Origin of the sequence: Curtobacterium sp. C2H10 (assembly GCF_025407985.1) — a bacterium.
Taxonomy (GTDB): Bacteria; Actinomycetota; Actinomycetes; order Actinomycetales; family Microbacteriaceae; genus Curtobacterium.
Window position 1 is genome coordinate 37,240 of sequence record NZ_JABXGF010000014.1, and the last position, 22,102, is coordinate 59,341.

General features: G+C 71.3%; 18 protein-coding genes and 1 tRNA gene. 12 read left to right on the top strand and 7 right to left on the bottom strand.

Going from position 1 to position 22,102, the window contains the following annotated elements; all coding sequences use genetic code 11:
• Window positions 1-41 precede the first annotated feature (41 nt).
• A complete protein-coding gene (locus HWD93_RS07910) occupies window positions 42-1,523 on the bottom strand; it encodes a mannitol dehydrogenase family protein (RefSeq protein WP_261646510.1) in 1,482 nt (493 codons plus the stop codon).
• A 145-nt stretch (window positions 1,524-1,668) separates the two neighbouring features.
• Here HWD93_RS07910 and HWD93_RS07915 point away from each other — a divergent pair, with 145 nt between their 5' ends.
• The 7 genes from HWD93_RS07915 to HWD93_RS07945 all read left to right on the top strand — a co-directional run bounded on the left by HWD93_RS07915 (window position 1,669) and on the right by HWD93_RS07945 (window position 8,685).
• Window positions 1,669-2,307: a TetR/AcrR family transcriptional regulator gene (locus HWD93_RS07915; RefSeq protein WP_139219791.1), complete on the top strand. Its 639-nt coding sequence runs from the start codon at window positions 1,669-1,671 to the stop codon at window positions 2,305-2,307.
• A gap of 73 nt (window positions 2,308-2,380) precedes the next feature.
• Entirely contained in the window at window positions 2,381-5,017 is a 2,637-nt protein-coding gene (locus tag HWD93_RS07920) for an MMPL family transporter (protein WP_261646511.1), read from the top strand.
• A gap of 276 nt (window positions 5,018-5,293) precedes the next feature.
• Window positions 5,294-5,737: a MarR family winged helix-turn-helix transcriptional regulator gene (locus tag HWD93_RS07925; protein WP_070418166.1), complete on the top strand. Its 444-nt coding sequence runs from the start codon at window positions 5,294-5,296 to the stop codon at window positions 5,735-5,737.
• 63 nt (window positions 5,738-5,800) lie between these two features.
• A complete protein-coding gene (locus HWD93_RS07930; RefSeq protein WP_175473687.1) occupies window positions 5,801-6,013 on the top strand; it encodes a hypothetical protein in 213 nt (70 codons plus the stop codon).
• A gap of 52 nt (window positions 6,014-6,065) precedes the next feature.
• On the top strand, window positions 6,066-7,160 hold the full coding sequence (locus HWD93_RS07935; RefSeq protein WP_261646512.1) for an alkene reductase: 1,095 nt from the start codon (window positions 6,066-6,068) through the stop codon (window positions 7,158-7,160).
• A gap of 106 nt (window positions 7,161-7,266) precedes the next feature.
• Complete coding sequence (locus tag HWD93_RS07940) at window positions 7,267-8,361, top strand: DUF3137 domain-containing protein (protein WP_261646513.1); 1,095 nt, start codon at window positions 7,267-7,269, stop codon at window positions 8,359-8,361.
• 63 nt (window positions 8,362-8,424) lie between these two features.
• Window positions 8,425-8,685, top strand: coding sequence for a hypothetical protein (locus HWD93_RS07945; protein WP_092386063.1), 261 nt, complete (start codon window positions 8,425-8,427; stop codon window positions 8,683-8,685).
• Between the two features lie 83 nt (window positions 8,686-8,768).
• Here HWD93_RS07945 and HWD93_RS07950 read toward each other — a convergent pair.
• The 3 genes from HWD93_RS07950 to HWD93_RS07960 form a co-directional block, all read right to left on the bottom strand.
• Window positions 8,769-8,841, bottom strand: a tRNA-Arg gene (locus HWD93_RS07950).
• Window positions 8,842-8,931: 90 nt separating this feature from the next.
• A complete protein-coding gene (locus HWD93_RS07955) occupies window positions 8,932-9,717 on the bottom strand; it encodes a dienelactone hydrolase family protein (protein ID WP_261646514.1) in 786 nt (261 codons plus the stop codon).
• Window positions 9,718-9,744: 27 nt separating this feature from the next.
• Window positions 9,745-11,169, bottom strand: coding sequence for a glucose-6-phosphate dehydrogenase (locus HWD93_RS07960; protein ID WP_261646515.1), 1,425 nt, complete (start codon window positions 11,167-11,169; stop codon window positions 9,745-9,747).
• A gap of 82 nt (window positions 11,170-11,251) precedes the next feature.
• Between HWD93_RS07960 and HWD93_RS07965 the strand changes: the two genes are divergently transcribed.
• From HWD93_RS07965 to HWD93_RS07975, 3 genes are all read left to right on the top strand, one after another.
• Window positions 11,252-12,421 carry a Gfo/Idh/MocA family protein gene (locus tag HWD93_RS07965; RefSeq protein ID WP_071302785.1) on the top strand — a complete coding sequence of 390 codons (1,170 nt, stop codon included), beginning with the start codon at window positions 11,252-11,254 and terminating at the stop codon, window positions 12,419-12,421.
• Complete coding sequence (locus HWD93_RS07970) at window positions 12,418-13,341, top strand: sugar phosphate isomerase/epimerase (protein WP_229086055.1); 924 nt, start codon at window positions 12,418-12,420, stop codon at window positions 13,339-13,341. The genes HWD93_RS07965 and HWD93_RS07970 overlap by 4 nt, the downstream gene beginning before the upstream one ends.
• Before the next feature lie 94 nt (window positions 13,342-13,435).
• Window positions 13,436-15,781 carry a bifunctional UDP-sugar hydrolase/5'-nucleotidase gene (locus tag HWD93_RS07975; RefSeq protein ID WP_261646516.1) on the top strand — a complete coding sequence of 782 codons (2,346 nt, stop codon included), beginning with the start codon at window positions 13,436-13,438 and terminating at the stop codon, window positions 15,779-15,781.
• A gap of 306 nt (window positions 15,782-16,087) precedes the next feature.
• Here HWD93_RS07975 and efeB read toward each other — a convergent pair whose 3' ends face one another.
• The 3 genes from efeB to efeU are packed head-to-tail and all read right to left on the bottom strand — an operon-like array spanning window position 16,088 to window position 20,206.
• Window positions 16,088-17,413, bottom strand: a complete 1,326-nt coding sequence (gene efeB / locus HWD93_RS07980; RefSeq protein WP_261646517.1) for an iron uptake transporter deferrochelatase/peroxidase subunit — start codon at window positions 17,411-17,413, stop codon at window positions 16,088-16,090.
• Entirely contained in the window at window positions 17,410-18,633 is a 1,224-nt protein-coding gene (efeO, locus tag HWD93_RS07985) for an iron uptake system protein EfeO (protein ID WP_261646518.1), read from the bottom strand. The genes efeB and efeO overlap by 4 nt, the downstream gene beginning before the upstream one ends.
• On the bottom strand, window positions 18,620-20,206 hold the full coding sequence (efeU, locus tag HWD93_RS07990; RefSeq protein WP_261646519.1) for an iron uptake transporter permease EfeU: 1,587 nt from the start codon (window positions 20,204-20,206) through the stop codon (window positions 18,620-18,622). The genes efeO and efeU overlap by 14 nt, the downstream gene beginning before the upstream one ends.
• A gap of 69 nt (window positions 20,207-20,275) precedes the next feature.
• Here efeU and HWD93_RS07995 point away from each other — a divergent pair, with 69 nt between their 5' ends.
• Both HWD93_RS07995 and HWD93_RS08000 read left to right on the top strand, forming a co-directional pair.
• The gene (locus HWD93_RS07995) at window positions 20,276-21,061 is read left to right on the top strand and encodes a trimeric intracellular cation channel family protein (RefSeq protein ID WP_070418153.1); all 786 of its coding nucleotides are present in this window, start codon (window positions 20,276-20,278) and stop codon (window positions 21,059-21,061) included.
• Between the two features lie 284 nt (window positions 21,062-21,345).
• Window positions 21,346-21,975 carry a TetR/AcrR family transcriptional regulator gene (locus tag HWD93_RS08000; RefSeq protein WP_070418152.1) on the top strand — a complete coding sequence of 210 codons (630 nt, stop codon included), beginning with the start codon at window positions 21,346-21,348 and terminating at the stop codon, window positions 21,973-21,975.
• Window positions 21,976-22,102: the final 127 nt, after the last annotated feature.

A 22,102-nucleotide genomic window follows, 5' to 3' on the forward strand; every position in this document is an offset into this window, starting at 1 on the left:
CGGACTGGCACCGCGCCTCCTGGACCGTATCCGGTCGCGTCTCAGGAACGCGACAGGCGCGTCACCGTCGCGTGGGCACCGTCCGCGATCAGCCCGTCGAGGGCGTCGCGGTAGGCCGTGACGAACCGGTCGTCGTCCACCAGGTCACCGAAGACCTGGCGGTTCCGGATGAAGGCGAGCCGGTCGTCCCGCTGCGTGAGCGCGATGCGGTGCAACGGCTCGGCCAGCCGGTCGACGATCTGGATCGGCTCGCCGGACTCGTCGGTGCCCTCGTCGTAGCGTGCCCACGAGGCCACGATGCCCGCGGACAGGGTGACGGGTCGGTCGGCGGCGAGGTTCTCGCGCACCACCGGCAGCAGCCACTTCGGGATGCGGTCGCTCGACTCGGCGCAGAGCCGGGCGAGGGTGTCGCGGACCTCGGGGTTCTGGAAGCGCTCGATGAGGGTGGACTTGTAGTCCTCGAGGTCGATGCCGGGCACCGGGTGCAGGGTCGGCGTGCCCTCCTCGTCCATGTACCGGCGCAGGAAGGTCGCGATCGCCGGGTCCTGCGTGGCCTCGTGCGCGTAGCGGTACCCGGACAGGTACCCGAAGTAGCACAGGCCCTGGTGGCTCGCGTTCAACAGCCGCAACTTCATGAGCTCGTACGGTTCGACGTCGTCGACGATCTGGACGTCGGCCTGCTCGTACGGTGGGCGCCCGGCGGGGTGGTCGTCCTCGAGCACCCACTGGAAGAACGGTTCGGCGACGACGGGCCAGGCGTCCTCGATGCCGAGCTCGTCACGGACCCAGGCGCGGTCCTCGTCGGCGGTGACCGGGGTGATCCGGTCGACCATCGAGTTCGGGAACGAGACGCGCTCGTCCATCCAGTCGGCGAACGCCGGGTCCTGCAGCCGGGCGTAGGCGGTGAACATCTCGCGGGCGACGTGCCCGTTCCCCTGGATGTTGTCGCAGGACATCACGGTGAAGGGCTCCAGCCCACGGTCCCGCCGGCGCCGCAGGGCCTCGACGACGAGTCCGAACACGGTGTGCGGCGGGCCGTCGCCGCGCAGGTCGGCCGCGACGCCCGGCTCGTCGGCGACGAACTCGCCGGTGACGTGGTCGAAGTTGTAGCCACCCTCGGTGATGGTCAGGCTGACGATCCGGGTGTCCGGGTGCGCCATCTTCTCGACGACGGCGTCGGGGTCGTCGACGGCGAGCAGGTAGTCGACGATGCTGCCGATCACGCGGGACTCGCGGGTGCCGTCGGGGTGCTTGAGGACGAGCGTGTACAGCCCGCCCTGCTCGGCCATCGCCGTGGCCATCCGACGGTCCTGCTCGAGCACGCCGACGCCGCAGATGCCGTACTCGCGTGCATCGCCCTGCTGGAGCAGCCGGTCGATCACCATCGCCTGGTGCGCCCGGTGGAAGCCGCCGACGCCGAAGTGCACGATGCCGGCGGTGATCCCGTCGCGGTCGTAGGTCGGGACGGCGACACCGCTCGCGGCGATCTCGTCGAGGTGCTGCGGGGACAGACGGACGGGCATCGGGTACTCCTTCGTACGGCGGACGTGCTCGCCCAGTCAACCACGTGCACATCTGTTCAGAACCACGGTTCCGGACGGGGTACGTACCTGAAGATGCTCTCCACGTCGTTGCACCGAGTGCATCGATGCACCTAGTGTCGTGGCCGTGACCCTGTCGATCGACCGCCGTGCTGCCCTCAAGGCGAAGCACCGTGCGGCGATCCTGCAGGCTGCCCGCGACCTCGTCGAGGAGCGCGGGGGCCGCGGGTTCAGCGTCGAGGACCTCGCCTCACGGGCCGACATCGCCCGCCGGACCGTGTTCAACCACTTCGGGTCCCTCGACGAGGTCCTGCTGGCCGTCTGCGAGCAGGAGCTCTCGGTCATCATCGACCGCTTCCTCGCCGACATGGCGAAGACCCCGGTCGGCGACGGTAGCCGGTCGTCGATGTTCGACGAGCTCGAGTCCGCCGCCCGCGGTGCCGACCTGGCGCCCGCGATCGCCGGGATGTACCGGATCCTCGGCGACCCCGGCAAGGACGACCCCAAGGCCGCGGTGCTCACCCAGACCGCCTTCGCACGGGTCACCGAACGCCTCCGCGACGAGGTCGCCCGACGCCACCCGGCCGCCGACGCCCTCGACGCCGCACTCCTCGTCGAGTCCCTGATGAGCGGGATCGTCGTGATCGCCGAGCACTGGCTCACGACGACCGGACCCCGCCTCGACCAGGACGCGCTCGACGACTGGGACGCCCTGCTCGCACGACTCGTGCACAGCGTCCGCAGCGGCTACATGGCCGACGACTGACACTTCCCTCCCAGGGGTCCACCGGCGCACCCCGCTCCACAGCAGCTGACAACGAAAGGATCGGGGCAACCGCATGGCCGGTCTCCTCTACCGTCTCGGACGGTTCTCCGCACGACGCCACTGGCTCGTGATCATCGCGTGGGTGGTGATCATGGGCATCGCGGGTGTCACGTACTCGCTCTTCGCCGGCACCATCTCGTCGTCGATCACGATCCCGAACACCAAGACGAGCCAGGTGCAGGACGAGCTCGCCGACAAGTTCCCGTCCGCGAACGGCGGCACCGGCACGATCGTCTTCGAGACGACGAACGGCAAGGCCTTCAGCGACGCCCAGAAGTCCGACGTCGCCGACTTCCTGCAGAAGGTCGAGAAGCTCGACGGCGTCAAGGGCGCCACGAGCGGGTTCGACACCCAGCAGCAGCTCGACGACCAGCGGCAGAAGATCGTCGACGGCCGCGAGCAGATCACCGACGGCCGTGCGCAGATCGAGAGCGGTCAGAAGGAGCTCGACGCGCAGAAGTCGCAGGTGGCATCCGGCAAGGAGCAGATCGCCAGCGCGCAGGCCCAGTTGAACGCGCAGAAGGCCCAGGCCGAGGCAGCGGGAGGTGCCGCGGCGGCGGCCGCCCAGGCTCAGCTCGCCCAGGCACAGGCACAGATCGACGCGCAGCAGCAGCAGATCACCTCGGGCGAGCAGCAGCTCGAGGCCGCACAGCAGAAGATCGACGACAACACGAAGAAGCTCGACGACAGCGAACAGGAGCTCGAGCAGGGCTCGAAGCTCCTCGACCTGTCGAAGGACATCCGCTTCGTGTCGTCGAACGGCAGCGCCGTCATCGGCACCGTGCAGTTCACGAAGTCGACCTACGAGGTCCCGGCCGACACGAAGACCCAGATCGCGGACGACGCCGAGGCGGCCGACATCAGCGGCGTCGACGTGTACGTCTCGAACGACATCGCCCAGGGCGTCCCGTCGATCCTCGGCCCCGGTGAGATCGGCGGCGTGATCATCGCCGCGATCGTGCTGTTCCTCATGCTCCGCACGATCATCGGCGCCGCCGTCCCGCTCGTCTCCGCCGTGCTCGGCGTCGGCGTGGCGTCCCTCGCGGCCCTGTCGTTCTCGAGCCTCGTCGAGTTCATCTCGGTCACGCCGGTGCTGGGGGTGATGCTGGGCCTGGCGGTCGGCATCGACTACTCGCTCTTCATCCTCAACCGACACCGGACCCAGCTGAAGCAGGGCATGGGCGTGCACGAGTCCATCGGGCTCGCGAACGGCACCTCCGGCAACGCCGTGGTCTTCGCGGGCGCGACCGTCATCGTCGCGCTGCTCGCCCTGAACATCACGGGCATCCCGTTCCTCGGCCTGATGGGCACGGTCGGCGCCGTCGCGGTGTTCTTCGCGATCCTCATCGCGACGTCCTTCACCCCGGCGCTGCTGTCGCTCATCGGCATGCGGATCCTCCGGAAGAAGGAGCGCGCGAAGATCGGCAACACCGACTCGACGCGCGTCCCGAACAAGCCGATGTCGACCTGGCGCGCGGTCATCACGCTCGTCGCCGGCGTCGCGGTGCTCGGCACCATCGCCCTCCCCGCCACGCAGATGCGCCTCGGCCTGCCGACGGGTGCGTCGGAGTCCGTGGAGTCCAGCCAGTACAAGGCGTACAAGGCCCTCGACGACGAGTTCGGTGCCGGCCAGAACGGGCCGCTCCTCGTGGTCGCCACCCTGCCGGACTCGGTCAGCGAGGACGACGTCACCGCGACCGAGGTCACCATCGGTGAAGCGATCGCGAAGAACGACGACGTCAAGGCCGTCCTGCCGATCGGCGCCTCGAAGGACCGCGACATCATCGCGTTCCAGGTGAAGCCCGCCGGTGGCCCGGACAGCGTCTCGACCGAGACCCTCGTGAAGGACCTCCGCGAGCAGACCGTCTCCACCGACGACGGGAAGGTCACGCTCGGGGTCGCCGGCAACGCGTCCGCCAACATCGACGTGTCCGAGAAGCTCTCGAACGTGCTGCCGCTCTACCTCGTGGTGGTCGTCGGCTTGTCGCTGATCATCCTCATCATCGTGTTCCGGTCGTTCCTTGTGCCGATCACCGCGACGGCCGGTTTCATCCTGTCCGTCCTGGCGTCGTTCGGTGGCCTGACCGCGATCTACCAGTGGGGCTGGCTCGGCAGCGTGTTCGGGGTGCACGACCCCGCACCGATCCTGAGCTTCCTGCCCATCATCGAGATCGGCATCCTGTTCGGGCTCGCGATGGACTACCAGCTCTTCCTGGTGTCGGGCATGCGCGAGGCGTACGCCCACGGAGCCTCGGCGAAGGTCGCGGTCCAGCGAGGCCTGCACGCCGGTCGCGCGGTGGTCACGGCGGCCGCGATCATCATGATCTCGGTGTTCGCGGGCTTCATCTTCTCGGACTCCTCCACCATCAAGCCGATCGGCTTCGGCCTGGCGTTCGGTGTGCTGGTCGACGCGTTCGTCGTCCGGATGCTGCTCATCCCGGCCGCGATGCACCTGCTCGGCGAGAGCGCTTGGTGGTTCCCGAAGTGGCTCGACCGGATCGTGCCGGACGTCGACGTCGAGGGCGCCAAGCTCGAGCGGTCGCACCCGGCCGGTGGGCACGAGAGCACCCACACCGGGTCGCACGCGCTCCCCGTGGAGCCGGACGCGAACGCGCACGAGTCGGGGCACCCGCCGGCGCACCGCGCGTAGGCACGACGCGACCACCCAGGAGGCGCGGGTCGACCCACTCGGGTCGGCCCGCGCCTCCAGTGCGTGCGTCTCGCACCGCGGATTCGACACTCCGCCAGTCGATCGACTCGCGGGTTGTCGCATTGTGCCCGCGCATCCTCTGCGTGCGCATGTTCCGACACTCCGCCGGTCGATCGACTCGCGGGTTGTCGCAACCCCGCGCCCGCAACCACTCGACCGAACACCGCGCGCGCAGACCCCGCCCGCTCGTTCGTACACGAACGGTAGGGTGGGCGGATGACCGAGACCGACGTCGACCCGCTCGCCCTCGACCGACAGCTCTGCTTCGCGCTCGCGGCGACGAGCCGCAGCGTCATCGGGCTCTACCGCGACCTGCTCGAACCCATGGGCCTGACGCACCCGCAGTACCTGGTCATGCTGGCCCTCTGGGAGCAGGACCCGCGCTCCGTCCGCGAGATCGCCCGCGAACTCCGGCTCGACTCGGCCACCCTCAGCCCGCTGCTCAAGCGCCTCGAGGCCTCCGGCTACGTCCGCCGCACCCGGAGCACCACGGACGAACGCCAGCTCGAGGTCTCCCTCACCGTCGCCGGGCGCTCCCTGCGCGAACAGGCCCGGGCGGTCCCGCTCGCCGTCGCCGACCGCCTCGGCTGGCCGCTCGAACGCCTCGAAGCACTGAAGGACGAGCTCACCGAACTGCTCGAACGCGTCGACACCGTGTGATCGGCCGTGTGCTGCGAAGCCGTTCGTGGCACAATGGTTCGTGTACGAACGAAAGGACGGACCGTGGGTCGCTTCGGACAGTGGTACGAACGGTGGAACAGCACGCTCATCGCCAAGATGGGCCCGTCGCAGATCGGCGCCGGCCACCCCGAGGGCATCGACGACCGCACGATCGACCGCGGCTGCCCGATCTGCGGCCAGCCCCTCTCCCAGCACCAGGTGATCCGCCCCGAGGGGCAGGTGCGCTCCTCGACGCTCGTGTGCCCCCGAGCCTGACGATCCGCCCCGAGCGGGAATTGCGCCCGGCAACACGTCGTTCCACCCGGGCGTGAAGCTCTTCGAACCCGCCGACTTCGGCGCACTCCCCCTGTCGAACCGCATCGTGATGGCGCCCCTCACCCGCACGCGCGCCGGTGAGCACGGCATCCCGAACGACCTGCTCGTCGAGCACTACGCCCAGCGCGCCGGCCTCGGGCTCATCGTCACCGAGGGCACCTGGCCCGTGCAGGAAGGCCGCTCCTACCCCGGGCAGCCCGGCATCGAGACCGACGAGCAGATCGCCGGGTGGCGCCGCGTCGCCGACGCCGTGCACGCCGAGGGTGGTCGCATCGTGATGCAGCTGATGCACGGTGGCCGGGTGTCCCACACCGCCATCTCCGGCACGCCGCGCATCGTCGCCCCGTCCGCGATCGCTGCTCCCGGGCAGACACACCTCCCCGACGGCTCGAAGGCGGACATGCCCGTCCCCCACGCGCTGACCACCGACGAGGTGCGCGAGGCCGTCCAGGGCTTCGTCCGCGCCGCCCGCAACGCGATCGCCGCCGGACTCGACGGCGTCGAGGTGCACGGGGCGAACGGCTACCTCGTGCACGAGTTCATGTCGGCAGCGTCGAACACGCGCACCGACGAGTACGGCGAGTCGCCCGAGAACCGCGCCCGCTTCGCGATCGAGGTCACCACCGCCGTCGCCGAGGCCATCGGCGCCGACCGCACCGGCATCCGCCTCTCCCCCGAGCACGGCATCCAGGGTGTCCTCGAGAGCGACCCGGCGGACGTCTACGCGGTCTACACCGCCGTCGCCGAGGGCCTCGCGCCGCTGGGCCTCGCCTTCGTCGACATCCTGCACGCCGAGCCGACCGGCGACCTCGTGCAGCACATCCGCCGGACCGCGGGCGCCCCGTTCATCGCCAACTCCGGCTTCAGCGCGCTGACCACCCGTGACGAGGCCATCGCCCTCGTCACGCAGGGCCACGCGGACGCCGTGGGCGTCGGTCGCGCGGCGATCGCGAACCCGGACCTCGCGTACCGCTGGGAGCAGGACACCGAGCTGAACGAGCCGCGCCCGGAGCTGTTCTACGGCAACGGCGCCGAGGGCTACACCGACTACCCGACGCTGGCCGAGGTGCGCGCGCAGGTCGCGTAGTCGACGCTTCATGCAGACGGACGGGAGGCGCGGTGCCAGCTGGCACCGCGCCTCCCGTCCGTCTGCCCACCCGGTAGGGTCGTGAGGTCACGAACCGGGGGGAACCGTGCAGGCACTGCGCACACCGATCGACACCACCGCCCTCACCGAGCCGGTCCGACGCCGCGACGCGAGACGGACCTGGAAGGCCCTCGTCGCCGAGCACCCCGAGGCGCGCGACCTGGTCGGACTCGTCCGACGGATCATCCTCGGCGCCGGAGCACTCTGCCTGCCGATCGGCCTGCTCGCGTTCACCCTCGTCATCACCGCCACCGTCGCCGAGGGCGGCGAGGACGTGGCGACCGCCGTCCTCGTGCAGAGCGTGATCGGCGCCTTCCTCGGCCTGGCCGGGGTCCTCTGCACCTGGGCGTGGATCCGGGTGCGGCGCCGACGTCCGCGGAAGCGGGTGCACCACCGCCTCGCCCGGTTCGCGGCGGCCAACGGCATGACCTACAGCCCGGGCCCGACCGGGACCCGTCGTGACGCCCCGCTCCGTCGACGGGGCGCGCTGAACTGCTACCGGGTGCTCCGGACCCCCGGGCCCCGAGGCCTGGAGTTCGCGAACCACGAGCTCGTCCGGTCGACCATGACGAACACCTCGCCGGCATTCGGCGGGTACTGCGCGATGCGTCTGCCCGTGGCGTTGCCGAACATCCTGCTGCGGTCCGAGGAGGGCCCTCGACGCCCGCTGCACACCTCGTCGGTCGTTCGCGGCTCGCAGGTGCTGTCGTTGGAGGGCGACTTCGACCGGTACTTCCGTCTGTACTGCCCCGCCGGGTACGAACGCGACGCGCTGTACCTGTTCACGCCGGACGTGATGGCGCGGCTCGTCGACCACGTGCGGGGGCTCGACGTCGAGATCGTGGACGACTGGATGTACCTGATCAGCGCCCGCGACCTGATCACGGACCGGCCCGAGCGGTGGGAGGCCCTCGCGGCGGCGGTCGACGCCCTCGACGACCGGGTCGAGCGCTGGGCGCGGTGGCGGGACGAACGCTCCGAGGCGGCTGTCTCCGCGGATGACGGCCCGGTCGTGCGGGTGCGGGAGGTCGCGAAGCCCGGGCGGCGGCTCCGGACGACCTGGGGTGCCGGGACGGTGCTCATCGTCGGGACGGTGACGCTCGGGTTCGTCGCGCTGATCGTGGCGATCAACCTGTCCTGATCGGGCTGCTCGGTGGACGGCATCCGCGGCGTTCCTGTGCGAACGCTCCGGTACGGTGGTCCCGTGAACAACGGGTGGCGCGACGGTCTCTTGGTCGTGTGGATCATCTCCCTGCTGGCGGCGATCGGGCTCTGGGTCTCGGCGATCGTCATCTTCGGCAAGGGACCGGACTCGGTCGAGCTCGTGCCGCTCGCGGCGTCGCTCGCCGGCGCTGCTGCCGTGGTGAGCTTCTGGTGGTTCGTGTCGCTGCTCCTGTGGCTCGCGGTGAGCGCGGTGGTGCGGGAGCACGAGAAGGACCGGCAGCAGGCGGCGCGCCTGCGCTGACGCGGCTCCGCCCCGGGCCAGGCCAGGAACGACGAAGGCCCCGTCGCGGTGCGACGGGGCCTTCGATCGGTTCGGTGGTGCAGTGCGCTCGAAGGGACTCGAACCCCCAACCTTCTGATCCGTAGTCAGATGCTCTATCCATTGAGCTACGAGCGCGTGGCCTTGCGGCCGTGGAAGACTCTACAACAGCTCCGGCCCCGAACGCCAATCGAGGCCACCGCGAGGCCGCCGTCGGCGTGTCGGCCCTCAGAGCGCGGCGAGCTCCTCGTCGAAGACCTCGGCGAGGAACACCTCGAGTGCCCGCCAGGACCGACGGTCGGCGCGCTCCTGGTACTGGGCGCCGTGGTCCGGTGCGTCCGTCCCGGGCACTGCGAAGGCGTGCATCGCACCGGCGTAGCTCACGAGCTGCCAGTCGACCTCGGGCGCGGCCCGCATCTCGTCCTCCCACGCGACGACGCTCTCGTCGGGGACGACCGGGTCCGATGCGCCGGTGAGCACCAGCAGCTTCGCGCGGATCGCGGCCGCGTCGGAGGGGTCGTGCGTGAGCAGCCCGCCGTGGAACGAGACCGCGCCGACCAGGTCGGCCCCGGTGCGCGCGAGTTCGAGCGCGGCGGATCCGCCGAAGCAGTAGCCCATCACGACGACCCGGGCGGGGTCGACGTCCGGGTCCTCGAGCAGGCGGTCGAGGCCGGCGCGGACGCGGGCCCGCATGAGCGGGAGGTCCTGGTAGAACGACCCGGCGACCTGGGCGGCGGTGTCGTCGCCCGGCCGGACGCCCTCGCCGTAGACATCGGCGCCGAAGGCCACGTACCCGAGGCGGGCGAGCATCGTGACGCGCGCCTCGACGTGCTCGTTGACGCCGTGCCAGTCGTGGACGACGAGCACGGCCGGGCGACGACCGGCGATCGCCGCGTCCTTCGCCAGCACGCCCAGCAGCGGTGTGCCCACGTGGTCGTAGCGGACGGGATCGACGCGCACGTCGGCTCCGGCGGGTTCGGGAACGGTCTGCAGGACGTCGTCGATCGTGGTCACGCGTCGGAACCTACGCCGCGCGGTCCGTCAGCAGTCGATGTTGTCCCAGGAACCGGGTCCCTCGGAGCCTGCCGGGTACTCGTCGAGCGGGGCCTTCCCGCTGCGCCAGGCCTGCAGGAACGGCTCGACGACCTTCCAGCCCTGCACGGCGCTGTCCCCGCGGACGGACAGGGTGGCGTCGCCCTCGAGCACCCCGGCGAGCACCTCGCCGTAGGCACTGAGGCGTCCGGGGTTGAACGTCACGTCGAGGCTCGTGTGGTCGATCGTGTACGGGTCGCCGGCGCCGTTGACGTTGAGCTCGAGCTGCATCTCGTCCGGTGCGATCCAGATCCGGAGCCGGTCGGGCAGTTCCGCACCGTGCAGGCCGACCGGCACGTGCGGCGAGTCCTTGAAGGTGATCACGATCTCGCGGCGCTGCTCGGCGAGGGCCTTGCCGGACCGCAGCGTGAAGGGCACCCCGGCCCAGCGCCAGTTCGCGATCTCGAGGGTGAGCTGCGCGAGCGTCTCGGTCCCGAGGGACGGGTCCACGCCGTCCTCGTCGGCGTACGACGGCAGCGACCGGTCGCCGATCGTGCCCGCGGTGTACCGGGCGCGCTTGCCCGCCGCGAGGACGTCGCCGCCCCACGGTCGGACGGCACGGAGCACGAGCTCCTTCTGGGTGCGCAGGTCGTCCGCGTCGATCGACGCCGGCGCCTCCATCGCGACCACGGCCATCACCTGGAGCAGGTGGCTCTGGATCATGTCGACGAGCGCGCCCGCCTTGTCGTAGTAGCGCGCACGCCCCTCGAGTCCGAGCGTCTCGTCGTAGACGATGTCGACGCGGGCGACGTGCGCGGACGACAGCAGCGGCTCGATGATGCGGTTCGCGAAGCGGAGGCCGAGCAGGTTCAGCACGGTGGACCGGCCGAGGAAGTGGTCGACCCGGTGGATGCGCTCCTCGGGGAGGAACGAGTGCAGCACGTCGTTGAGGTGCTCGGCACTCTCGGCGTCGGTGCCGAACGGCTTCTCGAGCGCCAGGCGCGTCCCGGACGGCAGGTCCAGGTCCTTGAGCACCTCGCAGCTCTTCTCGGTGACGGCGGGCGGCAGGGCGAAGTAGATCGCGGGGTCGTACCGGCAGTCGCCGAGCAGGGTCCGGAGGTCGTCGGCGTCGGTGACGTCGGCCTTGCGGTAGGTCGAGGCGTCGATGACACCGAGGAGCCGCTCGCTGAGGCGCTCACCGCCGTCGGCAGCCCCCTCGTCCTCCTCGTTCTTCGACGCCTGCGCGTTCTCGAAGGACTCGCGGACCTGCGCCTTCCAGTCGGCGTCCGAGATGTCCTCCACGCCGGCTCCGACGAGCTGGACGTCCCAGTCGTCCTTCACCTCGAGGAGGGTGGCCAGCCCTGGCAGCAGGAGCCGCTTGGACAGGTCGCCGCTGGCACCGAGGATGAGCAGGGAGGTCTGGAGGCTCGACATGCCCCAGAACGTACTCATGCGTTCCGGCGTGTGGCCGGGAGACGTCGGTACGGTGGGGTCCAGTCCGGCGCGAGGGAGCACCATGAGCAGTGGGTACGGAGGGCGACGCCTGCGCGTCGCCGTGGTCGGGACCGGCATGATCGCCGGCGTGCACGCGCGGGCCGCCCGCGCGGCCGGGGCCGAGGTCCTCGGGGTGCTCGGCCGGAGTCCGTCCCGTTCCGAGCAGGTCGCCGCCCAGCTCGACCTCCCCCGCGGGTACGCCTCGCTCGACGAGGTGATCGCGGACGCCCCCGACGTCGTGCACGTCTGCACGCCGAACGACCAGCACCACCCGCAGGCCCTCGCGGTCATCCGCGCCGGGATCAACGTCGTGTGCGAGAAGCCGCTCGCCATCGACGCCACCGAGGCCGACGAACTGGTCGAGGCCGCACGGCTGGCCGGCGTCGTGGCCACCGTGCCGTTCGTGTACCGGTACCACCCGATCATCCGGGAGATCCGCGGACGCATCGCCGACGGCGACCTGGGGCGCGTGCTCGCCGTCCACGGCCACTACCTGCAGGACTGGATGCTCGACGAGGACGCCTCGTCGTGGCGGGTCGACGCGGGCTCTGGGGGCCTCTCGCGGGCGTTCGCCGACATCGGCTCGCACTGGTGCGACCTGGTCGAGTTCGTCACGGGCGAGCGCTTCGCCTCGGTCTCGGCCGCGACCGACATCGTCTACCCGACGCGTCCGGCGGCGTCCGGCCCGTCGTTCTCCGGCTCCCCCGACCCCGACCCGGTGGCCGACGCCTCGCAGCGCGCCGAGGTCACCACCGAGGACACCGCGGTCGCGACCTTCCGGACCGGCACCGGTCGCATCGGCAACGTGGTCATCTCCCAGGTGGCCTCCGGGCGGAAGAACCGGCTGTGGTTCGAGGTCGACGGCACCCGTGGGTCCGCCGCCTTCGACCAGGAGCAGCCCGAGTCGGCGTGGTTCGGGAACGAACGCGGCGCGCAGATCGTCGTCCGCGACCCGTCGCTCGGCGTGCCGGACCAGCGGCGCCTGGCCGTGGTGCCGTCGGGGCACCCGCAGGGCTACCTCGACGCGTTCGCCGCGTTCGTCGCCGACACCTACGAAGCGGTCCGGAGCGGCCCCGACCCGGACGGGTGGCCCGAGGGTCTGCCGACGTTCGCGGACGGCGCCCGGTCGGCCCACATCATCGACGCCGTGGTCGGCAGCGCAGCCGACGGCACGTGGGGGGAGATCCGGTGAAGCTCGGGATGCTGACGGCCTGCCTGCCCGGGTGGTCGCTCGACCGCATCGCCGCGTTCGCCCAGCAGCAGGGGTACGAGCGCCTCGAGGTCGGCGTCTGGCCCGGCACCGGCGGGCGTGACTTCGAGGCGGCGCACCTGCCCGTGGCCACCTTCACGGACGACGACGCCCAGGCCACGCGGGAGCTGCTGGACCGCACCGGGCTCGAGATCTCGGCCTTCGCCTACTACGAGAACAACCTGCACCAGGACCTCGACCGCCGGGCCGAGATCAAGGAGCACCTGTTCCACGCGATCGACGCCGCCCAGGTGCTCGGGGTGCCGTACGTCGGCACGTTCATCGGCCGCGACAACAGCAAGTCGGTGCGCGAGAACATGCGCCTGGGTGACCAGGTGCTGCCGGAGCTCGTCGACCACGCCGGCGAACGCGGCGTGCGATTGATCATCGAGAACTGCGTGATGGAGGGCTGGCACCCGGACGGGTATCCGGGCAACCTCGCCTACTCTCCCGAGCTCTGGGACTGGGTCACCGGGCTCGGCTTCGGCTTGAACTGGGACCCCTCGCACCTGACCTGGATCGGCATCGACCCGCTCGAGACGATCCTGCCGTTCGCCGAGCACATCGTGCACGCGCAGGCGAAGGACGTCGAGCTCTTCCCGCGCAAGCGCGACGAGTACGGGTTCTTCGGCAAGGTCGACAAGGGCGACGACCCGTGGGACATGGGCTGGTGGCGCTTCCGGGTCCCGGGTCGCGGGATCGTGGACTGGCCGCACGTGGTCGACCGGCTGTACGAGGCCGGCTTCGACGGCACCCTGAGCGTCGAGCACGAGGACCCGCTGTGGGGCGGGACCGACGAGAAGGTCCTCGAAGGGCTCCGGATCGCCCACCGCACGCTGCGGCCCCTCATCGCCGTCGAGTGAGGCGTGCGTGCCCGTGTTGCGTGTGTGAACAACACGTGACGTGTTGCGGCACACCCTGGCGCGTCGGCTGTACGACTTCATAGGTTCTTGGGCGATGAACGCTCACACCTCCCCGCGCCGACGACGGCGCCTCGTCGGCGGCGCAGCACTCGCCACCGCCGGCGTGCTCGTCGCCCTGTCCGTCCCGTCCGCTGCGATCGCCGCCGACGGGGACACCACGATCGACCTCTACGACGTCAACGACTTCCACGGCCGCATCGCACAGTCGATCTCGCAGACCGACGGCAAGCCGACCCCGCGCGACGGCGACGCCGCCGGCGCCGCGACCCTGGCGGGTGCGCTCGAGCAGCTCCGCGGGCCGGACCCGACGACGTCAGCGTTCGTCAGCTCCGGCGACAACATCGGCGGATCGACGTTCGAGTCCTTCATCCAGGACGACCAGCCGACGATCGACGTCCTCAACCAGATGGACCTCGCCGTCAGTGCGATCGGGAACCACGAGCTCGACAAGGGCCAGGACGACCTGCGCGACCGCGTCATCGGACCCCAGGGCGACCGGAACGCGCAGTGGGACTACGTCTCGGCGAACATCCTCGACACCGCGACGGGTGAGCCCGCGTTCGACCCGTACGCGATCGAGGAGATCAGCGGCAAGCGCGTCGGGTTCATCGGTGCCACGGTCGACCTCGTCGGACAGGGCCTCGTGAGCCCGGCCGGCATCGAGGGCCTCGAGATGGGCGACATCACGACCGAGGTGAACAAGGTCGCAGCGGACCTCACCGACGGCGTCGAGGGCAACGGCGAGGCCGACGTCCTCGTCCTGCTCGTGCACGACGGTGCCGAGTCCGCTGCTGCGACGGACCTCGACGGCGACTCCGACTTCGCCCGTGCCGTCCGCGACGTGGACCCCCGCGTCTCGGCGATCCTCTCCGCGCACACCCACCAGACGTACGTGCACCAGGCGAAGGTCGGCGACGGTCCGGCCACCCGCCCGGTGATCCAGACCGGCTCGTACGGCTTCAACCTCGGACACGTGCAGCTCACCGTCGCGGCGGACGGCACCGTCACGTCGACCGTCGCGGAGAACATCCGGCTCGTCGACGGGACCTTCACGCCCGACGCCGACGTGCAGGCCACCGTCGACGACGCGGTGGCCGAGGCCGAGGTCCTCGGTGCGGTCGAGCTCGGCACGGTCGACCGCGACCTGGGCCGTGCGAAGCAGCGCAACGGTTCCGAGAACCGCGGCGGCGAGTCCACGCTGGGGAACTTCGTCGCCGAGGTGCAGCGCGCCGCGACGACCCGCCAGGGCTCGCAGATCGCGTTCATGAACCCCGGCGGGCTCCGGGCCGACATCGCGTCGGGCACGGTCACCTACAAGGAGGCCGCGGTCGTCCAGCCCTTCGCCAACACGCTCGTCGTCCTCGACCTGACCGGCGCGCAGATCCGGCAGGCGCTCGAACAGCAGTGGCAGCCCTCCGGGTCGAGCCGGCCGTTCCTCAAGCTCGGCGCCTCGGACGGCTTCGGGTACACCTACGACCCGGGTGCTCCGGCCGGCTCGCGCATCACCACGATGACCCTCGACGGAACGGCGATCGACGCGGACACGACCTACAAGGTCACCGTCAACTCGTTCCTCGCGGGCGGCGGCGACAACTTCGCCGCGTTCAAGCAGGCGGCGGCGAAGCAGGACAGCGGCAAGGTCGACCTCGAGGCGCAGGTCGAGTACTTCCGCGCGGACCCCACGGTGACGGTCGCCCACGACCAGCGCTCCACCGGCATCCGCACGACGGCGACCCCGGACGGCGGCTTCCAGCCCGGTGACCGGGCCACCATCGAGCTCTCCTCGCTGACGTTCAGCAACGAACCCGACCAGGGCGGCACGGTCACCGTCAGCGCCGGTGGGAAGGAACTCGACCGCGCGACGATCGACACGACGATCGTCGACACGACGGACGAGCAGGGACAGGCGACGCTGTCGTTCCTCGTCCCCGGCGCGACCACGGACCCCGCGACCGCACTCGGCCGGACAGCCGGCACGACGACCCTCGCGGCAGCCGTGCCCCCGGCCGCCACGACCGACGAGCCCCTCGTCGTCACGCTGCCGAACGGACAGACGATCACGCTCGCGGTGACGATCCCCGTCGCCGCGGCCGTGGACCCGACCGACCCCGCTGACCCCACGGACCCGACCGACCCCGGCACGCCGGGTACCCCGGGCGCCGGCGGCGATGACGACGGTGCGGTCGGTGTCGACACCGACGGTGACGGCGTCGTCGACGGCACGGTCCCGGCGAACGCCGGCGGAGCGCTCGCGTACACCGGTGCCGACATCGCGGCCCCGGCCGTCGCAGCCGGCCTCCTGCTCCTCGCGGGCCTCGTGGCGCTGGTGCTCGCGCGTCGGAAGCGCGCCGAGCGCGAGGCGACGGACCTGACGGACTGACGCCGCGCCTCCAGGCAGGAGAAACGGGCCGTCCCACCCAGGTGGGACGGCCCGTTCTCGTGGGTCCAGGAGGCGCGGTGCCGGTCCGCAGCGTCGGCGCCCGTCCGCGGGTGGCCCGCGACGCTTGTCCCATCACGGTACTTCCCTGCTGTACCGGCGATCGGCGGGGTACGCTCAGCCCTGTCGCATCGCGACGCGTCGCGCTGGGTCGCCTCTCATCCCGGACGGTGGTTCCGCCCGGGGGACTCCGCGACGCGGGTGCTCTCCGTCTCCAGGGAAACGACGGAGGGCACCCATCTCACTTCCTCAGCGGAAGAGCTGCTCGCCGATGTACGAGCCCTTGCGCGGCGCCGGCGGGACGGCGAACACGCCGCTCCCGATGTGCGAGACGTACTCGTTGAGCCGGTCGGAGGCACCGAGCTTCCGCTGCAGCGTCGTGAAGTGCTCCGGGTCGTTCATGTACGCCGCGAAGAGCAGCCCCGCGTCGAGCTGACCGTACTGGTTGAGCCCGTCGGTGTAGTTGTACGGGCGCCGCAGGATCTTCACGCCGCCGTTCGCCTCGTGGGCCGCGAGCGCGATGTGCGACGTCGGGTCGATCTTCGTCGTGCCGTCCGACGCCGTCGCGTGGAAGTCGGGCGTGGTGTGCTCCGAGCCGCCGGAGAGCGGTGCGCCCTCGATCTTCGTGCGGCCGAACACCCGCTGCTGGTCGCTGACGACGTCCGCGTCCCAGATCTCGATGTTCATCCGGATCTTCCGCACGACCTGGTACGTGCCGCCGCGCATCCAGCCGGCCCCGGACCCCGGTTCGTCGACCCAGACGAAGCGGTCGTAGTCGTCGTCGGTGGTGATGTTCCGGGTGCCGTCCTTGAACCCCATGAGGTTGCGGGGCGTGGACTGGTCGGGCCCGGCCGAGGCGCGACCGAAGCCGAGCACCGTCCACCGCACGGTCGCGGTGCCGCGGGCCATCCGGGCGAGGTCGCGGACCGCGTGGTACGCCACCTGCGGGTCGTCCGCGCACGCTTGCAGCGACAGGTCGCCGCCGGTGAGGGCACGGTCGAGGTTGTCGCTCGGCAGCGTCGGGATCGCGGCGAGGTGCGCCGGCTTCTTCGACGCGAGACCGAAGCGCTCGTCGAACAGCCCCGGCCCGAGCCCGACGGTGACCGTCAGGGACGCGGGACCGAGGTCGAGCGCCTCCCCCGTGTCCGCACCGACGCCGTCGCCGTGGGCGGGTTCGACGCTGCCGACGGTCTTCCCGGCCTGCAGCTGCGCGATCGACGCCGACCAGCGGGCGAGGAGCACCTGCAGGTCGGTCCGGACCGTCGAGGACATGTCGAACGTCATGAACACGCAGTAGCGCTGCGGAGCGGTCTGCACCCCGCCCTGCGGCTGCCGGGCGGCGGTCGCGTAGAACGGGTGGCTCCGCGAGAGGTCGATCGACTCGTCGCCGTTCGTCGCCGCGGTGAACGGGTTCACCCCGGTCGCTGCCGTGGCACCGGCGACCCCGGCGGCGGCGCCGAGGCCGGCTCCGGCCGCAGCGACACCGGCGGTCACGCCGGCGCCGAGGAGCCCGCGGCGGGAGAGGGGCGCGGGGCCCGTCCCGTCGCGGGCCGGCTCGTCGTGCGGGGTCGTCACGCGGTGGCGACCTTCTCGGCGAGGCGGGACAGCGGGTCCTGCAGCGCCTGGACCTGCTGCGAGATCGTGTTCGCGTCCGAGGCCTTGGTCGCGGCGTCCCACGTGTCGAAGCCGCCGAGGTCGTCGGCGTTGCGGTAGCCGTCCATGAGCGTGTTCGTGCGGTCGAACTGCGTCGCGATCTGCTTCGTCAGCGTCGGATCGAGCTTCGTCAGGCCCGGCTTGAGGTACGCGAAGGCCTGGCGGGCGCCCTCCACGTTCGCGGCGAGGTCGACGAGGTCGATGTGGCTGTACGCCTCCTCCTCGCCGGTGATCTTGTTCGACTGGACCTCCTCGAGCAGGCCGGCGGCACCGTTGGCGAGGTCCTCGGGCTTGTAGTCGAGGGTCGGCACGAGCTTCGCGAGCAGCTGCACGTTCTCGGTCAGGCCCGCGGCGGTCTGCTTGGTCGAGGCGGTGATCGCCCCGGCCTCGAACAGGTCCTTCTCGACCGCGTGGAACCCGCTCCAGCCGACGGCCGGGTCGAGGTTCGAGGCGCGCATGTCGATGAGGTAGTCGAGGTTGCCGGCGTTGTCGGTGGCCTTGAAGCCCTTCTTCACGAAGCCGTCGACGTCGCTCTCGACGTGCTCGTAGAACGGGCGGGCGTTCGCGTAGTCGGTCTTCGCGGCGGCGAGGTCACCCGCGTCGACGTCCTTCTGCAGCTGCTCGACCGCGGCGACCATGTCGGTGACCTGGCCGTCGACGTACTCGGCGTAGCCCTTCGTGCCCTCGTCGAGGAGGGTCGCGGCGCTGCTGTTCGCCGTCGAGGTCACCTTGCCGGTGACGGTGAAGTCGGTGAGTTCCTGGTCGGCCCCGGGGCAGTACACCTGGTAATTGCCGCCGGTGAGCGTGGCGGTGAACGTGACGGCGGCGAGCCCGGGCGCGAGGTTCTCCTTCTCGCCGAGGATGCGCTGGTCCTGCAGCAGCTCGACCTCGGTGATCGCGGTCGACGACTCGTTCTTGACGGTGAACGTGACCGGGCCGGCGGGGACCTTCGTGGTCGACACGGCGCACTTGTCGGAGCCGTCGTTCGTCAGCGTGACCGAGACGCGGGAGACCTTGCCGGAGCTGCTCGCGGTGTCACCCGCCGACGTGGACGAGTTCGCGCAGCCGGTCAGGGCGAGGGCGGTGACGACGCCGAGGGCGCCGAGGGTGGTCAGGGGGCGGGCAGTCCTACCGAACGGCATACTCAGGGCTCCTCGTGGGGTCGTCCGCGGGTGGGCCGCGTGACGGGTCGGTTTCGGGGGTGGTGGTCGTGGGCTCCGGCCGCCGACGGCGGTCGCGGAGGGCGAGCAACGCCTGGGCAGCGGCGGCGACGCCCAGGGCGATCGGCAGCCAGGCCTTCCAGAGCATGAGCTCGGCGGAGCGGGTGTCCGCGGCCGCCACCGCGGTGGCGGCCTGCTGGACGCGGGCGTCCGGCACGGACCAGACGGTGCGGTCCAGGGTCGTGGTCCGAGCGGACGGGAGGCCCCCACCGCTCAGCGTGAGCACGGTGCGTTCCGCGCGGCTCGCGTCCAGGACCCCACCCCGGACGGTCCAGAGGCTGACGGTGTCGCGGACGGCCCAGCGCGCCGAGAACGGCCCGGGGTTCGTGCTCGGTGAGATGCCGACGGGGACGCGGCCGAACAGGTCGACGAGGTCGTCGAGCGTCAGGCTCGACGGCCTCTGCGCGGCCGACCCGTCCTCGGTCCGCCGCCAGCGGTCGGCGGTCACGCCCGCGCGGGTGACGCTCCGGTGGGTCGACGCCGGGAAGGCGAACCGCGCCTCCTGGCCCGTGCCGCTGGTGCGCATGCTCGCGGCCGTCCCGTCGACGGACGCGGTGACGGAGCCGCCGCCGGTCACGGCGGTCGTGGACGGGAGGTCGACGCCTCCGGTCGGGACCGCGATCGCCAGGGTCGCAGCGGCGACGGCGAGCACACCGGCGATGCCGAGCCGCACGGCGGGGACCCGTTCGCGCGACGGGCGCCAGGCACGCGGGCAGAGGGAGATCGCGAGGACGGGGACGACGTAGAGCACCCAGCCGAGCACCTCGATGACCCGGGGGTCCGGCGGGATGCCGAGGACGCCGGTGACGAGGGCGCCCTGCACGGAGCCGTTCGGCGCGAGCCAGCTGAGGTCGACCGTGCGCTGCTGCCCGATCACGATCCACCCGGCCTCGTGCGCGCGGCGGAGCACGGTCAGCACGAGGCCGCCGGCGACGAACACGAGGAAGATCCCCGTGCCGGTGAAGAACTTCGACAGGTTCAGCCGGACGCCGCCGGTGTAGATGCCGTACCCGACGACCACGGCGCCCGCGATGCCGATGACCGCACCGAGCGCCGCGAGCCCGGTGTCCGACGACGCCTGGAACGTGGCGAGCAGGAAGACCGCGGTCTCGAAGCCCTCCTTGAGGACGGCGAGGAAGGCCATGCCGGCGAGTGCCCAGGCGGTGCCGCGGCCGAGGGCCTCGGTCGCGCTCGCCTCGAGCTCGGTCGTGAGCGTCCGCGCGTGCGTGCGCATCCAGACGATCATGCCCGTCACGAAGACGACGGCGACGATGCCGATGACCGCCTCCATGCCCTCCTGCTGGGCCTGCGGGAGCGCCTGCTCGACGACCTGCAGGCCGAAGCCCACGGCGATGCTGAGCACCACGGCGACCCCGACGCCGAACCACATGGGGGCGAGGGGGACGCGGTTGCGACGGAGGAACGCGGCGATGATGCCGACGATGAGCGTCGCTTCGAGGCCTTCACGGAGGCCGATGACGAGGGTGGCGAGCATGGCAAAGGTGAGGCTAACCTAACCAGCGCGCGACCCGCCACCTCCCGCCGGTGATGTTTGATGGTTCTCATGAACCTGCTGTCCGTCGATGGCCTGGCGTCGGTCACGAACGTGCTCGACCTGGCCGGGGTGTTCGCGTCGGCGCTGCTCGGCGGATCGCTCGCGCGGACGATGGACTTCGACCTCTTCGGGTTCCTCGTCGTCGGGTTCGTGTCCGGCCTCGGCGGCGGCATGCTCCGCGACACGCTGTTGCAGAACGGGCCGCCCGTCGCGCTCGTCGACCCGCTGTACGTGCCGGTCGCGATCGCCGGTGCGCTCATCGCCTTCTTCGTGTCGTTCTCCGAGCTGACCTGGGACCGGTTGTTCACCGTGCTCGACGCCGCGGTCATCGGCTTCTGGTCGGTGGTCGGGGTGCAGCGGACGTTCGACGCCGGGCTCGACTGGCCGGCCGCGATCATCATGGGCACGATCACGGCGGTCGGCGGTGGTGCGATGCGGGACCTGCTGCTCCGCCGGGTCCCGGCGGTGTTCGGCGGCAACGCGCTCTACGCCACGGTCGCCGTCGCCGCGTCCGCCGTGATGGTCGTCGCATCGCACCTCGGGTCGCCCTCGATCGGCATCGTCGCCGCGATCGTGCTCTCCCTCGGGCTGCGGTGGGGCGCGGTCCGGCGCGGCTGGGGGCTGCCGAACGGTCGTGAGTGGCAGCCGAAGTCCACGCTCGGATCCCTGCTCCAGCGCGGCCGGAAGCTCCGACCGGACGCGATCCGGTTGCTGCGACGGCCGGGGCGACGGTCCGGCGCGGGGAGCGTGCACCACGAGAACGAGTCGGGGCCCGCGGACGCGTCGGACGGCTGAATCCGCGAAGGGGCTGTCATCTGTCGGTGCTCGGTCGTACAATCAGTACCGCCGGGTATCGACCCGGCATCCATGGTCCGCTGGCGCACCGACGCGACCCGAACGCGCCGGTTCCGTACGGACCTGTGGTTGGGGGCTTCGCTGATGCCGCGCGGGATCAGACGCGCGGCGCGGCAGGTCTCCCGACGCACCCTGCCTCCAGCACAATGGTCGTGACCCACCACCACGCCAGCCCGACGAAGCCGGACCCGACGGATCACGGCGGGCCCGTCGAATCAGGAACCATGAGCGACGACGCCTCCGACCCCAGCCCCTCCGTCACCGGCTCGCCCACGCCCCGGACCCCGCGGGCCGAGGTGCGGGAACGACTCCTCACCGCCGGGGCCCAGGTCTTCGCCGAGCAGGGCGTGCACGAGGCTCGGCTCGACGAGGTCGCCGCCCGCGCCGGGTTCAGCAAGGGCGCCGTCTACTCGAACTTCTCGTCGAAGGAAGACCTCGTCGCGCAGGTCATGCAGCGCGCGACGAACCTGGTGCTCGGGTCGCTGCGGGAACTCGTCCGCGCCGACATCGCCGCGGTGGACATCGGCGACGTCGTCCGGGCAGCGTTCGGGCGGCACGACCAGAGCGGCCAGTTCGCCCTGCTGTCGGAGTTCCGGGGGTACGCCACGCGCCACCCCGAGTTCCTGCCCGAGTTCGTGCGGCAGCGGCGGGAGCTGCAGGACGGCGTGTTCGAGCTCGTGGAGCTGTGGTTCGGGGCGCACCCGGAGATCGATGCGGGGATGTCGCTCGAGGACTTCTCCCGGGTGCTCATCGGGGCGAACGTGGGGATCGTGTTCGATGCGGCGGCGCTGCCCGGGGTGAACCCGGGCGAGGTCGTCGCGGCCCTCGTCGAGGCGGTCATCCGCCGGCGCTGACGCCGCGGCGGGTGACGTAGTGTGCGAGGTTCCGCGCGCGGTGGGACCCTGCGGGCCCCGCACCACGCGCGGAACCTCGCACGCTACGAGCGCGCGGCGCGCGGCGCTACGCGCGGCTACGCCGCGC

Coding starts and splice junctions, on each gene's coding strand:
- efeO (WP_261646518.1), bottom strand. CDS start 18,633: ATGCCGTTCGGTAGGACTGCCCGCCCCCTGACCACCCTCGGCGCCCTC.
- HWD93_RS07960 (WP_261646515.1), bottom strand. CDS start 11,169: ATGTCGAGCCTCCAGACCTCCCTGCTCATCCTCGGTGCCAGCGGCGAC.
- HWD93_RS08000 (WP_070418152.1), top strand. CDS start 21,346: ATGAGCGACGACGCCTCCGACCCCAGCCCCTCCGTCACCGGCTCGCCC.
- HWD93_RS07995 (WP_070418153.1), top strand. CDS start 20,276: ATGAACCTGCTGTCCGTCGATGGCCTGGCGTCGGTCACGAACGTGCTC.
- HWD93_RS07975 (WP_261646516.1), top strand. CDS start 13,436: ATGAACGCTCACACCTCCCCGCGCCGACGACGGCGCCTCGTCGGCGGC.
- HWD93_RS07920 (WP_261646511.1), top strand. CDS start 2,381: ATGGCCGGTCTCCTCTACCGTCTCGGACGGTTCTCCGCACGACGCCAC.
- HWD93_RS07925 (WP_070418166.1), top strand. CDS start 5,294: ATGACCGAGACCGACGTCGACCCGCTCGCCCTCGACCGACAGCTCTGC.
- efeU (WP_261646519.1), bottom strand. CDS start 20,206: ATGCTCGCCACCCTCGTCATCGGCCTCCGTGAAGGCCTCGAAGCGACG.
- HWD93_RS07910 (WP_261646510.1), bottom strand. CDS start 1,523: ATGCCCGTCCGTCTGTCCCCGCAGCACCTCGACGAGATCGCCGCGAGC.
- HWD93_RS07965 (WP_071302785.1), top strand. CDS start 11,252: ATGAGCAGTGGGTACGGAGGGCGACGCCTGCGCGTCGCCGTGGTCGGG.